The organism is Nonlabens ponticola, assembly GCF_003966335.1.
GTDB classification, from domain to species: Bacteria; Bacteroidota; Bacteroidia; order Flavobacteriales; family Flavobacteriaceae; genus Nonlabens; species Nonlabens ponticola.
In genome coordinates this window covers 1,695,598-1,709,615 of the sequence record NZ_CP034549.1, presented here as the reverse complement: position 1 = coordinate 1,709,615, position 14,018 = coordinate 1,695,598, and the positions used below count along the sequence as shown (strand labels likewise).

At 40.9% G+C, this 14,018-nt stretch carries 11 protein-coding genes; 7 read left to right on the top strand and 4 right to left on the bottom strand.

All coding sequences use genetic code 11. The features are described from left to right. Nucleotides 1–64: 64 nt before the first annotated feature. Nucleotides 65–1,477 (top strand): S1C family serine protease, encoded by a 1,413-nt coding sequence (locus EJ995_RS07730; RefSeq protein WP_126447255.1) that lies wholly within the window; start codon nt 65–67, stop codon nt 1,475–1,477. 207 nt (nt 1,478–1,684) lie between these two features. Further along, nucleotides 1,685–3,133, top strand: a complete 1,449-nt coding sequence (locus EJ995_RS07725) for a glyceraldehyde-3-phosphate dehydrogenase (protein ID WP_126447253.1) — start codon at nt 1,685–1,687, stop codon at nt 3,131–3,133. An 85-nt stretch (nt 3,134–3,218) separates the two neighbouring features. On the opposite strand, the gene EJ995_RS07720 is transcribed toward EJ995_RS07725, so the two are convergent. After that, nucleotides 3,219–4,379 carry a DUF3095 family protein gene (locus EJ995_RS07720; protein ID WP_126447251.1) on the bottom strand — a complete coding sequence of 387 codons (1,161 nt, stop codon included), beginning with the start codon at nt 4,377–4,379 and terminating at the stop codon, nt 3,219–3,221. Between the two features lie 124 nt (nt 4,380–4,503). Here EJ995_RS07720 and EJ995_RS07715 point away from each other — a divergent pair, with 124 nt between their 5' ends. The 3 genes from EJ995_RS07715 to EJ995_RS07705 all read left to right on the top strand — a co-directional run bounded on the left by EJ995_RS07715 (nt 4,504) and on the right by EJ995_RS07705 (nt 8,436). After that, nucleotides 4,504–6,480: an endonuclease gene (locus EJ995_RS07715; protein ID WP_126447249.1), complete on the top strand. Its 1,977-nt coding sequence runs from the start codon at nt 4,504–4,506 to the stop codon at nt 6,478–6,480. A gap of 32 nt (nt 6,481–6,512) precedes the next feature. After that, a complete protein-coding gene (locus EJ995_RS07710; protein WP_126447247.1) occupies nt 6,513–7,397 on the top strand; it encodes a hypothetical protein in 885 nt (294 codons plus the stop codon). Nucleotides 7,398–7,503: 106 nt separating this feature from the next. Next, entirely contained in the window at nt 7,504–8,436 is a 933-nt protein-coding gene (locus EJ995_RS07705) for a hypothetical protein (RefSeq protein WP_126447245.1), read from the top strand. A 60-nt stretch (nt 8,437–8,496) separates the two neighbouring features. On the opposite strand, the gene EJ995_RS07700 is transcribed toward EJ995_RS07705, so the two are convergent. Both EJ995_RS07700 and EJ995_RS07695 read right to left on the bottom strand, forming a co-directional pair. Further along, a complete protein-coding gene (locus EJ995_RS07700) occupies nt 8,497–10,374 on the bottom strand; it encodes a DEAD/DEAH box helicase (RefSeq protein WP_126447243.1) in 1,878 nt (625 codons plus the stop codon). A gap of 114 nt (nt 10,375–10,488) precedes the next feature. Then, nucleotides 10,489–11,061 carry a nitroreductase family protein gene (locus EJ995_RS07695; RefSeq protein WP_126447241.1) on the bottom strand — a complete coding sequence of 191 codons (573 nt, stop codon included), beginning with the start codon at nt 11,059–11,061 and terminating at the stop codon, nt 10,489–10,491. 512 nt (nt 11,062–11,573) lie between these two features. Here EJ995_RS07695 and EJ995_RS07690 point away from each other — a divergent pair. Together EJ995_RS07690 and EJ995_RS07685 are read left to right on the top strand one after the other, a co-directional pair. After that, the gene (locus EJ995_RS07690; RefSeq protein ID WP_126447239.1) at nt 11,574–13,112 is read left to right on the top strand and encodes a YifB family Mg chelatase-like AAA ATPase; all 1,539 of its coding nucleotides are present in this window, start codon (nt 11,574–11,576) and stop codon (nt 13,110–13,112) included. 12 nt (nt 13,113–13,124) lie between these two features. After that, nucleotides 13,125–13,496 (top strand): Hpt domain-containing protein, encoded by a 372-nt coding sequence (locus EJ995_RS07685; protein ID WP_164549894.1) that lies wholly within the window; start codon nt 13,125–13,127, stop codon nt 13,494–13,496. Here EJ995_RS07685 and EJ995_RS07680 read toward each other — a convergent pair. Continuing rightward, the gene (locus EJ995_RS07680) at nt 13,486–13,914 is read right to left on the bottom strand and encodes a DUF4268 domain-containing protein (RefSeq protein ID WP_126447235.1); all 429 of its coding nucleotides are present in this window, start codon (nt 13,912–13,914) and stop codon (nt 13,486–13,488) included. The two genes, EJ995_RS07685 and EJ995_RS07680, sit on opposite strands and share 11 nt — an antisense overlap. Nucleotides 13,915–14,018: the final 104 nt, after the last annotated feature.

Here is a 14,018-nt window from a genome sequence, read left to right as displayed (position 1 = left end):
AAAATCCTACAGGAATTTTTGCTTTTCCTATATAAATTGAACAGAGAATTAAATTAAAACATTTATGAAATCTACACTTAAAACTATCGGAGCAGCCATGTTAGGTGGCGCCATTGTTTTGGGCTCCTACATAACTTTTGTTGAACAAGATGAACCTCAACTGCCACTAGTGGTAGAAAGTGATAATGCTTTGCCTATAACCACAGTCAATTATACGGGTAGCTCCATACCCATGAACAACGATTTTGCTCAAGCTGCAGAGCGTACCGTACACGCAGTGGTTCACGTGAAGAACCTAACCATGTCCAAGAGTAAAATCACCTTGCGTGATTTTTATCAAGGAAGATCTGCCCAGCCTCAATATGCTATAGGTACTGGTAGCGGCGTGATCATCACGCCAGATGGTTATATCGTGACTAACAATCACGTGATTGACAACAGCAACGAGTTGCAGGTGACACTTAATAATAATAGAACCTATAATGCCACTGTTGTAGGAACTGAGCCATCATCAGACATTGCGCTTATAAAAATTGAGACCGATGAGGATTTGCCTTATGTGACCTTTGGCGACTCAGACCAGGCAAAAATTGGTGAATGGGTACTTGCAGTAGGTAATCCATTTAATTTGACAAGTACCGTGACCGCTGGTATTGTAAGTGCCAAGGGTCGTGACCTAAACACTAGAGATAACACGCAACAAAGTTTTATACAGACAGATGCCGCGGTGAATCCAGGAAATTCTGGTGGTGCGCTAGTCAACACGCGTGGTGAGTTGATAGGTATCAATACGGCGATACAATCTCCTACGGGTTCCTATGCTGGTTACTCCTTTGCGGTGCCATCAAATAATGCTCGCAAGATTATAGAAGATTTGATGGAGTATGGTTTTGTGCAAAAGGGCATGTTAGGTATTTCAGGTAGTAATCTCAATACCGCACGAGCTAGAGAATTAGGCGTGGATCGCAGTGAAGGAATCTATGTGGGCAGCGTGGTAGAAGATAGTGGCGCACAGGAAGCTGGTTTGAGAGAAGGCGATATCATCATCAATATCGATGGCGTGCGCACTAGAACTTTTGCAGATCTCACAGGTTATATAGGTAGTAAAAATCCAGGTGATGTGGTGCGCGTCAAGGCCGTACGAGGTGATCGCATGAGAGATTTTGACATTGTTATTACAGAGAATACCACCATGACCATACCTAGTCTGGAGATGGATTTGAGAGACCTCAATAGCGACGAGAAAAGACTATTTAAGGTAGATAATGGTGTGCGCATTGTGGATGCTCGTGGCGATTTGAAGCCATACAGCAGCCAGTTATCACAGTTTGTCATTACCAAAATAAATAATGTCGCCGTCAATAGCGTGAGTGAAGTGCGCCAGATATTAAATGGCGTAGAGAGAAATGATATGCTTTATATTGAGATGAAAAGCCCTAATGGAGAAATCGAGCGTCTGCGACTACCGGCAAACTAGTAGAAATGAAATATTGTTAAGAAGCCTGATCCATCGATCAGGCTTTTTTTATGTCGGTATGTGGCTGGCTATTTTGCTTTCGCGAAAGCAAAATCACAACCAACATGGTAATTCTCTAAATAGTAATTTATCAACTAAAAATCTTCTACAACAATCACGAAAACGTTGTAGAACATTTATTTTTGCAAAAAATAAAAACCCATTTCCATGAGTCAGGTAGATACCTATGAAAAAGAGTTAGCCTTTCAAACCGATAGACGTCGCGCTGCCGTTGCTTTTATCAAAGCGGTGAGCGATCTATGGTATGATAAATCTATTGAGTTAGTGCTATTCCGCAATCAATTGATCGATCGCAATGTTAGTGAGATTATCAATCTGCATGAGTACGCAGGCGAGTTTGTGCAAAAGCCTATCTCGATATTTGATAGTGTAGAAATTGCACAGGCAATTCTATCATTGGATCTACCGCCTGCTAAACTAGATATAGGGAAACTGACCTATGAATATCATCTGGAAGAAAACGAATTACAGGACGCTAGAGCATTTGTATCTGCCAAGTTGAGCGATGCAAAACAGTCTGATGAAGTAGTCCCAAAGGATGTGGTGTTATACGGTTTTGGCCGCATAGGTAGATTGCTGGCTCGTGAATTGATGAGTAAGGCAGGAAAAGGCAGTCAGTTGAGATTGCGAGCCATCGTTACCAGAGGTATCATAACCGAGAGTGTGCTTGAAAAACGCGCCTCGCTCCTAGCACAGGATTCGGTTCACGGTGATTTTTCTGGTACGGTCTCCTATAGTGTAGATCAAGAATCGTTGATTATTAATGGTACGACGGTAAGATTGATAAGTGCAAACGCACCTGAAGATGTGGATTACACCGCATACGGTATTAACGATGCTTTGATTATTGATAATACGGGAGCTTTTAGAGATGATCAAGCTCTCAAAAGACACTTAAAAGCCAAGGGCGCTCATAAAGTATTACTTACTGCGCCTGGAAAAAACATTCCCAACATCGTTCACGGCGTCAATCATACAGAGCATCATCCAGATAAGGTAGATATATTTAGTGCCGCAAGTTGTACCACAAATGCTATCACGCCAGTACTTAAGGCAATTGAGGATAGCTATGGCGTGATAAACGGTCATCTAGAAACAATTCATGCTTATACAAATGATCAGAATCTTGTGGACAACATGCACAGCAAGTACCGTCGTGGTCGTGCTGCTGCCCTTAATATGGTCATTACCGAGACTGGCGCAGGAAAAGCAGTAAGTAAGGCCTTACCATCCTTTGAAGGTAAGCTTACCTCAAATGCCATACGTGTTCCTGTTCCTAATGGATCACTGGCTATATTGAATCTAGAACTTGAAACGGCAACCAGCAAAGATTGGCTCAACGCCACAATGAAAAAGTATGCACTAGAAGGCGATCTTGTTGAGCAAATAAAGTACAGTATTGATAATGAACTTGTTTCTACAGATATAGTAGGATCTAACGCGCCTTCCATTTATGACAGCAATGCGACGATCGTCAATGCAGATGGTAAAAAGGTCGTACTCTATGTATGGTACGACAATGAGTATGGCTACAGCCATCAAGTAATACGCCTGGCAAAATATATTGCCAAAGTGCGTCGCTACACTTACTATTAGAATTAGAATGTCATTTAAAACTTAACGGCCGCGATATTAATCGCGGCCGTTTGTATTTCTCAAAACTATTAAGGGAAAAGTGAGATTACACGACGACCATCTTCTTTTTAAGAACCTTGCTTGCTTGAGTATATCCACCATTACCACCATCTAGAAAATGGATGTGATAGTCGTCGAGTGCCGTAACATAACAGGATAAAATACTGCTGTCGCTCACATAATATCCATATTGGATCTTACCAGCATCTTCCATGGTGTCAAGGATAGATAACAGTTTCTCACGTTGTGCTCTAGTACCACTGATGGTAGTGTTTATGGCACCATCTATAAGCAGCACCTCTGTCAATTGAATCATTTGATTAAGATAATTGCGACCCTTGCGTGTATGCTTTAAATAATATTTACCAAAGGTTGCCCGCAAGGCCGTTGATAGCTTGTGACGCAGACTGGAGGTAGCATATTTCATTTTTACCTCGGTTTTAAGTTTGCTGAAACTATTGACCAATTTTAATCGTTCCAAGGTCAATGGATTGCGAGTGGCGTCGTCACCATATATTTCATCCAGTGCAGCGAGAATATCTGCATAGACGGCATTTTGGGAATCGACTTGTACCGCATTGATAATAAAAGAAATCACCTCACCTTCTTCCTGCGGCGGCGAGACGGCATCCCATTTACATTCCATGCCTGCCAGATTGAGCATGCTGGATTGCAGCTGTTGTAGTTTAAGGTCTTGAGGTTCTGCTCCTTTTATCTGTTTTTCGGCGAGATGCAATGCATCACCATAAACCAGTGGCATGATATGATAAGCATTGCGCTTGTATTTTGAAATGAATAAAGTAGCTTCTTGATCCAGCATCTCTTGCACACTTCTATGACCCACGCGCAGGTAGAACCCAAAGGCCGTTGTGCATCGTTCTTGATGCAACGTCAGTGCATGTAAACAAGCAGATAATAAACTATCTGGTATCAAGATCGTCGCACCATCACCGCCAAAGAAAAATGGTATATCCACGCCGTGGTCACGTGCAATATTAAGGCAGGCAATAATACTTCCTGTAGCTGCAAGATTGACTGCTTGATGGTCACCTCTGGCAACCACGGCGGTACTATTTTCCACATCAGTGACAATAATATGCCAAGATGAATCAAAGCGCGCAAAATTTGATTTCTTGCCATAAATCTGAGGTAGATTGCCCTCATACACATTCAGGTCACCGTAAAATTGCACCGATCTATTTGCCATACTCAAACTTACGCATCCTGTGGCATTATCGTTGTATGCACGAACGCAGCAGGTGCAGACTTAACAATTTAATATTGTGAAGTGCCCCTGGAATGCGGTATTTTTGCAAAAAATTAAGGCTTACATGAGAAATTTTTATGTGTTATTAATTGTTGGTGTTTTAGCTTTCGCGAAAGCTAACTCACAAGTTGTCATTAACGAGCTAGATGCTGATACACCTAGTACCAACGATAAGCAATTTGTCGAGTTGTTGACGCCACAACCCTTCACGGAATTAGACGACTATGTACTGGTATTCTTCAATGGAAATCCAAATAGCTCAACCACAGGAAACGGTCGCAGTTATTATGCGGTAGATCTAGATGGCCTTGTGACAGATTTTAATGGCCTGGTCGTTCTAGGAAGTTCAAAAGTGGTTCCAGCACCAGACCGCAGACTAGCAGAATCTAACATTCAACTGGGTGCTGATGCCGTAGCTGTTTATAGAGGTAGTACGGCAGATTTTCCAGATAGAACGTTTGCCACTCAAGAGAATTTAATCAGCGCACTTGTTTATGATACTGATGATACTGACAGTCAAGCATTATTAACACTATTAGGAGAACAGGTACAATATGACGAGGATGAAAATGGCCGCCAGACGACAGAGTCCATACAGCGCAAGGCAGACGGCACTTATGAGACGAAGGCGCCGACGCCGCACTCTTTCAATGATACCGACGAGCCATCATACATAGGTATTGATTTTACTCTCGATCCTGAAGGTCGCCTTGATGAAGGACAGGATTTTGACATCATCTTTAATCTTACAAAGCCGGCTGATCAGGACTTTACCATTAGTTTTTCTTTAAGCAATAGAGGATTTAATACGCAAGATTATACAGGCGCGAACAGCGTAAGTTTTCAAGAAGGAGAAACTACCAAAACTCTATCGTATTCCTTAATCGACGACGATCTAGATGAAGGCGATGAATTCTTGAGAGTAAACTTAGGTAATTCTTTACCTATAGGTTACAAGCGATTAAAAGACAATGAGGAAACAGCTGTCATCGATAATGACTTTGTAGTAGCCGCTTATGGTACACCACTCAATCCTACCTATGGTGTAGTGTCAAGCACACAACCAGATGGATATTATGACAATCTAGAAGGCAAGTCTGGTGATGAACTCGCTCAGGCTATCACTAATCTCATTGCAGAAACTGGTGTAGTACGCATACACTCTTATGATGATGTAACTACCATCCTTAAGGATGCAGACGCCAGCCCAGAAAATTCAAATAAGGTGTGGTTGATGTACACAGAGCAGGATCGACGTGATATTGATTTTCAAACCGGCAGCAATAATCAAGGAACCTGGAATCGAGAACACATTTATAGCAGATCTCGTGGTAATTTCTTTAGTCTAGAAGACTTTGATGAGACAGCTGATGGTATTGACGAGTGGATCGAGACCAGTGTAGATAGCACGCGTCACGGTAATAGCGATGCACATCACTTAAGAGCAACAGATGGTCCAGAAAATTCTTCCCGAGGTAATCAAGATTACCCAGAATACAACGGCCCTGAAAGAAGTCAAGGAAGCTGGCATGGTGATGTTGCTCGCGCGATGTTTTATATGGCATTGCGCTATAACAATGTGGATCTGGTAAGAGGCAATCCAGATAACAGCACCGTGGGCGCCATGGGTGATCTTGATGTATTATTGGAATGGAATGAGCAGGATCCACCAGATGATTTTGAAATGAACAGGAACAACGTCATTTATGAATGGCAGCGCAACCGCAATCCATTTATTGACAATCCAGAGCTGGCAGATTTCATTTGGGGTGAGCAAGCTGGTGAGACTTTTACTCTTTCTAATGAGAGTAATCAATTAACAAAACTCACGATATACCCTAATCCATCACCAGGCTCATTTTTCATTTCTAATGTAGAACAGCCGATGGAGGTAGTCATTTATGACGCTATGGGAAGAATGACTTATTACACGCAAATTGATCGTGACGCTAAAATAAACACCAATCTTGCAAGTGGTATCTACTTGGTGAGATTGAATCAAGGTGAGATGGTTCGCACATTGAAATTGATCATCGAGTAATTGATCTTATATTCGCTTTCTTAAATTTTTGTATGAAAAAGACTTCGTTTTTAATAATTAGTGTTGTTTGTTTACTTATCACATCTTGTGATTTTAATAACTCCATAAGTAAGGACCTCAACTCTGGTGCAGTAGCGACTGGTAATGGCTTGAGTGTTGAAGAAATAGAGGTAAGTGTTGACCAAGAAAACGTTGATAAAGGAGAATTCCTATTCGGTCAAAAAACAGTTTTTAAATTCAAGGATATTAAAGGGTTTGAAATGACTAATGGAAAAGCATTTCCCGAAATGTCCGTTGCCATCCTAGATGAAAAATTGGACACGTTAGATTTCTTCGATAATCTATTGGAAACTGGTGAGCAAGGTACTGATATTGAGCCGCTAGAATTATCAGCTAGATTCAATGTAGTTTATCCAATGGAAGAAGATCTGACCGCTGTTGTAGAAATCAAGGATCAAAAAAGTGACGGTACGTTTACCTATGAATATCCGTTTCAAGTGAAGGAAAGTGAATTCTTGAATATATCTACAGATGGTTTGAGCTACAACCACATTTATCTATGGAATCAAGGAAAGCAACAAACCGTAACAAGCGATCAAATTGTGGATGGTCGCAATCTCGTTTTATTATTTAATGGACTTCAAGGTTTCACAGCAAATAATGGCAACGTACTACCAGCTATTAGCGTGAAAATGACTGATGCCAATGGTAATATCATGATTGCTAATCCTAACGTGTTGAGCGAGATGGGTGATAATGAGGTTGCTGAAAGTCAACTATCAGATGGTATTATTCCTGTAACACTAAGCATATCTGAAGGTGAGATTGCTAATCCAGTGAGACTAGGTGTACGCGTTAAGGATACAAAATCTTCTAAGACACTTGAGGTTGCCACCACGCTTACCATCAAGGATTAATTTATACGACTTGATACCAACAAAAAATCCTGCTGATTGAGCAGGATTTTTTTTCACATCAATGGAAAAATAAAATTATCATATCTTCATTTAAATTCTATTTCAAATGAGAGATCATCTTTTAAATTTCGAAAATCAATGCAGCGAGGATTGGAATTCAATGTCTTTTTCTCAAGAAGGTAAATTTTGTATTAAATGCTCTAAGAGCGTAGTCGACCTAACACATCTTAGTAATGCAGAACTTAGAAAACGATTAGCTCAAGAAAATAACTTTTGTGGTCGACTATCTCAAAATGAATTAAAGACAACCCTTATTGATTTTCCAAAAGGCGAATCTCCATGGTTCAATTACTCAAAGGTAGCTGCTGGTCTTGTAATAATATCGACCTTAACAAACGCACACGCAATAGAAGCTAAAAAGTCTAATTTACCTCTCGAGATGTGTATTCACGAGGAGAATGAGGTCATAGGAAAAACAAACTTCGGTGTAATTGAAACTACAGTTACAATTCCTATTAATGCTAGCGTTTTTAATTTTAAAGGGCTTGTCGTAGCTAACGACACTGGTAAACCTATTGAAAATGCAAAAATATTACTAGCTACTAAAGCGAAAATAATCGCTACCTATTCGTCGAAAAATGGCAGTTTTGAGCTTAAAATACCTAAGGATCTGATCAAAGGAAACAACGTTTTCAGAATAATATATTCAGATGCAGTAAATCATGAAGAAACAAGTTATGGCTTTGAATCTGAAGATTATGTTTTGACGAATAAAGAGATTTATGAAGGTCATACTTTCAAAGCAAATAAAGTGGTGCATTATTTAGGTGGCATCGGGTATTATGCAAATGCACCTGATCCAAGCGTTTATTACAAAGGCAAGAAAATTAAATACAAGACGTTTGACAAAGCCCTAGATGGTAAAAGCAAGAAGTTTGATATGTCCAATAAATATTATTACTATTTCGAAGAGGAAGCTGGCAGCGCCCTTGATGATAAATCAGGATTTTATGGTGTTTACTTAGTTTATGATAAGTAAATAAGCAAACAAAAAATCCTGCTCATTGAGCAGGATTTTTTGTTCAAGTAACAATGAGGTCTAATCCCATTTCTTACCGAAGAACTTTGATCGTCCTGAGCCCTTCTTGCCGCCTTTTGGTTTAGATCCACCATCAGATGAGGATCTAGAAGATCGATCATCATTACTTCTACTACGGCCCTTAAAACCACCCGATCTTGATGATGAATCGTCGCGGTCTGATCTGCGACCTTTAAAGCCACCTCCAGAATCTCTCTTGCCTTTATAACCACCACCACTGCGGCCACCTCTATCTCTAGTCTCTACTACTTTACCGTGGTGTTCGTCAACTCTTAATTCACGACCATCTCTATTGGTACCATTGAGTTTGAGCATCTGGCCAGCAACCTCTTCTTTTACATCCATAAAAGAATGAGCACCGTCAAGCACGATACGACCTACATCATTACCTGAAATACCAGTAACATCACAAATATAACCTAGCAAGGCTCCTTTATTGATGTTGTCCTTGCGACCTAGATTGACGAAGAAAGTCTTCATTCCTTCTTCCTTACCTCTATCATTCTTGCGGCCGCGCTCTCTGCGACCACCGCGATCGTCGTCACGAGCTTTACTCCTGTCGTTTACATCCTTGATGGAATTGCGCTTGTAAATACTGTTGTATTCCTTAGTAAGCAATCTAGCAATGAGATCTTCCTTAGATAATTCCTCAAATTGAGCAACCACATCATTCATCAACTCATCGCTAATCTTAGGATTGATTTCTTGCTTCTTTAAATTTTCTGACCAGCGTGCGATGCGCTTTTCAGTAATCGCATCTAGAGCAGGCACCTCACCTTTAGCAAATTCAATACCTAGCTTGCTAGCGATGTATTTGAGTTTTCGGTTATCACCTTTGGTAATCAATGCAAGTGATACTCCTTTCTTACCAGCACGTGCGGTACGACCAGAGCGGTGCGTATAGAATTCTGGGTCGTCGGGCAAGGCAAAGTGAATCACGTGTGTGATATCATCTACATCGATACCACGAGCAGCAACATCAGTCGCAATAAGCAACTTCAAATTCTTATTACGGAATCTCTTCATCGCAGCATCACGCTGCGCTTGTGACATGTCGCCGTGCAAGGCTTCAGTTGCATAACCATTATTATTAAGCTCGTCTGCTACTTTTTGTGTATCACGTTTTGTGCGACAAAAAACCACACCGAACATGTCTTGATTATAGTCAAGGTAACGTCTCAAGGCTTCAATTTTATCAGACGCCTTGAGCTGTACTGACTGGTGCTCAATATTTGTGTTTACAATATTTTCTCTATTGATGCGCACCTCTTCTGGCTGCACCATGTAAGTATCAACAATACGCTTGATCTCACGTGCCATGGTAGCACTAAAGAGCCAGATATTTCTACCGGTATCACTTTTTGAAAGGATAAAGTCAATATCTTCCTTGAAGCCCATGTTGAGCATCTCGTCGGCCTCATCTAGGACCATGTATTTAAGGGAATCCAGTTTGACTTCCTTACGCTTCATAAGATCCATGAGACGACCAGGCGTGGCAACCACAATTTGTGCGCCACGACGTATGTCACGTATCTGGTTCATGATACTAGCACCACCAAAAACTGGTACCACATTAAGCTTGCCCATCTTCTGGGACATTTGCTCCATTTGCCCACAAATTTGTTGAGCAAGTTCTCTCGTGGGCGCTAGGATTAATGCCTGCGTATCACGAGAATTAATATCTATAAGATCCAATAAGGGTAAACCAAAAGCAGCAGTTTTTCCCGTACCGGTTTGCGCGAGACCTATAAAGTCTCCATCATGTTGCAATAAAATGGGAATGGACTGTTGCTGAATCTCAGTTGGGGTTTCAAATCCCATTTCAGCGAGACCGTCAAGTAACGGTTGTGAGAGCCCTAAGGCTTCAAAATTTTTCAAATAACTTCATTTAATTATTTTGCAAAAATACGATTATTCAATCGATTGACGGTCAATAATTAACGTTTTGAAAATCAGCCTTTAAAACTATAAATCAGGCCCAATAAATGAGTCTTAGGACTCTAGAAATGTGACTACTTCATCAAGTGACTTGCGGTCTGGCAAATCGCTAGGTTGCTCGTCAACCTTACCTAGATATAAAAATCCTAGAAATGAATCATGCTGGGTAGCTGGTACACCATCAAATTGAGACATGTCCACACCTTTTTTAGGTGAGCTCCAATAACAGCCGTGACCTAGATCATGAGCGGTGAGCCACATATTTTGCACGCTCATCGATACCGCAGCAATTTCTTCCCATTCAGGGATTCGCTCTTTGGGATCGCGATGCATAAAAATTAAAATGATAGCCGTAGATTTTTTAAATTTTTCCTTGAGCCTTTTAATTTTGAAGCTTTTTGGTTTACCCTTTGATATCGCCTTTTGCGAGGTCATAAATTCACTCAATCGCACTCTCGCATCACCAGTAATTACAACATATCTCCATGGCTCTGTCTTTTTATGATTAGGTGCCCAGCGGCCTGCTTCTAGGATTTGATTGAGATCTCGTATGGCGATGGGCTCTCCTGTATATGATGCAGGAAAAATCGATCGACGCTGCTTGATGCTGTCCAGTAGTGTTTTCATGTTTTAAAGATAGTCGTGATTATGCTTTCGCGAAAGCAAAATAGTTACCAACCCATCAACATCCAGTCAAAAAACGATTTAATATTCCAGTAAGAAATTATAGTAGGAAAAGCCAACGGCGAGGAGTAAAAAGCCGGATATACACCAACCTAATCTCATTTGTGCCCACATGTCGCGGTAATTTGCCACCACGGTCATGATAATGCACAAGACAAATTGTAGAAATCCCGTAATCCCTGCAACTACAATTAATGCCAAACCATGTAGGTCTAACACATATTCACACAAATAAAATACGATCCCTTGGAAGATGGCAAATAGGAACATATTAAATAGTGGTATGAGTAGTAGGCGTTTAAGAATATTGGCGGTTTTAACAAATTATCTAAACAAATATAGAAAAAAACATCAACTGCGTAAGCTAAAACCTACAAATTGAAGTAGTCGTGCTACCATTAAAGTTTGTTCATATGGGTACTATTATTATATTTTGCAGAATCTAAAGTATTTCAATGCTGACTAAAGTTTATGGTAGTGCTGTTTTTGGCGTTGAGGCGCAAACAATCACCGTCGAGGTTAATGCTGCGACTGGTATAGGTTATCACCTTGTTGGATTACCCGATAAAGCTATTAGTGAGAGTTCTTATCGTATTGCTGCCGCATTGTCAAACGTGGGCTATAAAATGCCTGGCAAGAAGCTCATAATAAACCTATCACCAGCAGATTTGCGCAAGGAAGGCAGCGCTTATGACTTACCTATTGCTATCGGTATTATGGTTTCGGCTGGATTGATACAAGCTGGTGATCTAGATAAGTACATCATCATGGGCGAGGTCTCGCTGGATGGCACACTACAACCTATAAAAGGAGCATTGCCCATCGCCATAAAAGCGAGAGAAGAAGGATTTAAGGGATTTATTCTACCTAAACAAAATGCCCGCGAGGCAGCGATTGTCAATGATCTGGCTGTGTACGGTGTCGAAAATATTTCTGAAGTCATTAACTTCTTTGATAAGGATGCGCCACTAGAAGAAACCATTGTAGATACTAGAGATGAATTTTTTCAAGCACTGGAACATCCAGAATTTGATTTTGCTGATGTGAAAGGTCAAGAGTCCATCAAACGATGTATGGAGATTGCCGCCGCAGGCGGCCACAACATCATCTTGATCGGGCCACCAGGCGCAGGAAAAACTATGCTGGCAAAGCGCTTGCCGTCTATCCTACCGCCAATGACCTTGCAAGAAGCGCTAGAAACCACCAAAATCCATAGCGTCGCTGGCAGAACGCTGGAAAAGTCTGGATTGATGGCACAGCGTCCCTTTAGAAGTCCGCACCACACAATTTCTGACGTCGCACTTGTCGGCGGCGGCGCCTATCCGCAACCTGGCGAGATATCGTTAAGTCACAATGGTGTTTTGTTTCTAGATGAACTTCCTGAATTTAAACGTACGGTGCTTGAAGTCATGCGACAACCGCTAGAAGATCGTGAAGTAACCATCTCACGAGCTAAGTTCACGATCACCTATCCATCAAGTTTTATGTTAGTTGCCAGTATGAACCCGAGTCCAGGCGGCTATTTTAATGATCCGAACGCACCTGTACAAAGCAGCCCTGCCGAAATGCAGCGGTACCTGAGCAAAATTTCTGGGCCGCTATTGGATAGAATCGACATTCACATCGAGGTAACACCAGTACCGTTTGAAAAACTCACTGAGGAACGACCAGCAGAAAAATCGACAGTCATTCGAAAACGCGTGACTGCTGCAAGAGACATTCAAACGGCACGATTTAAAGAAAGCGACAAGACCCATTACAATGCACAAATGGGCACCAAAGAAATACGTAAGCACTGTAAACTTGATGATGCTAGTAAAGACATGCTTAAAAATGCCATGGAACGCTTAAATTTAAGCGCTAGAGCTTATGATCGAATACTTAAAGTTGCAAGAACCATCGCAGATCTAGAAGAATCTGACGCAGTGACAGGAACACATATCGCAGAGGCCATACAATATAGAAGTCTAGACCGTGATGGCTGGCTAGGATAAATAGTAATGAGTATGAGTAAAAAAGAAATTTTAGAATTAGAGCAATTACACGATTCCTTTGGTGATGATCCAGAGACATTTGTAGCTGTGCTAGAAATGTTCATGCAAGAGGTACCTCAAGATTACGATGACCTCAAACAGCACATGGCTCAACAGGATTATCATGCCAGTGGATTGCTGGCCCATAAAGTTAAATCTAGCTACCGCATGCTAGGGATGCAGGAAGAAACTACTTTACTACAAGAAATAGAAACCCGAGCTAAAGAAACTGACGAGGTAGAAAAAATACCTGCACTTTTTGAGCAATTTGAAACACTTTATCCTGAAGGATTAAAACAAGTAATGCGTACCATTAAACATTTGCAAGAGCGTATCAATTCTTGACAAAATCGCGATACTCTAGATAGAATTGTTCCAATCTATCCATGTATTTATAGTAGAAATTGTATACTGCCGGCCAGTCTGTTTTACGTTGGATTTTTACATTGTCTAAGTATACATAAATACGTGATATGATCTTACCAGACTCGGTCCTATAATCTGGATCAAAGATTAATTCCTGACTTACTTCCTCAAACATTAAGGCCTTTAAGGACAGTAATTTATCAAAATAGTATTCTCTATAAAATTGATCGTCGTGCATTAAATCAATGCCTACAATCGCACGGTTATCCTCAAACTCAAACTTGAGCACTAGGTCTTTAATGCCAGTATTGTACAGCAACCACTTGCGATCATATCGCTTCCCAAAAAACGTCCAGAAATCCTGACGCACTTGCTTTGCTTCTTCCTTAGAATACATAATTCAAATATAGGATGCTGTTAAGTAGCGTAAAGATGATTTAGGGTTCCGCTTTCGCGAAAGCGGAATCATTTAAAGCAACAATTCAAGTCAGGAAGTCTTTG

Bases quoted from the DNA above. Each gene is read 5' to 3' on its own strand.
- EJ995_RS07730 (WP_126447255.1), top strand. From the start codon at position 65: ATGAAATCTACACTTAAAACTATCGGAGCAGCCATGTTAGGTGGCGCC.
- EJ995_RS07725 (WP_126447253.1), top strand. From the start codon at position 1,685: ATGAGTCAGGTAGATACCTATGAAAAAGAGTTAGCCTTTCAAACCGAT.
- EJ995_RS07720 (WP_126447251.1), bottom strand. From the start codon at position 4,379: ATGGCAAATAGATCGGTGCAATTTTACGGTGACCTGAATGTGTATGAG.
- EJ995_RS07715 (WP_126447249.1), top strand. From the start codon at position 4,504: ATGAGAAATTTTTATGTGTTATTAATTGTTGGTGTTTTAGCTTTCGCG.
- EJ995_RS07710 (WP_126447247.1), top strand. From the start codon at position 6,513: ATGAAAAAGACTTCGTTTTTAATAATTAGTGTTGTTTGTTTACTTATC.
- EJ995_RS07705 (WP_126447245.1), top strand. From the start codon at position 7,504: ATGAGAGATCATCTTTTAAATTTCGAAAATCAATGCAGCGAGGATTGG.
- EJ995_RS07695 (WP_126447241.1), bottom strand. From the start codon at position 11,061: ATGAAAACACTACTGGACAGCATCAAGCAGCGTCGATCGATTTTTCCT.
- EJ995_RS07690 (WP_126447239.1), top strand. From the start codon at position 11,574: ATGCTGACTAAAGTTTATGGTAGTGCTGTTTTTGGCGTTGAGGCGCAA.
- EJ995_RS07685 (WP_164549894.1), top strand. From the start codon at position 13,125: ATGAGTAAAAAAGAAATTTTAGAATTAGAGCAATTACACGATTCCTTT.
- EJ995_RS07680 (WP_126447235.1), bottom strand. From the start codon at position 13,914: ATGTATTCTAAGGAAGAAGCAAAGCAAGTGCGTCAGGATTTCTGGACG.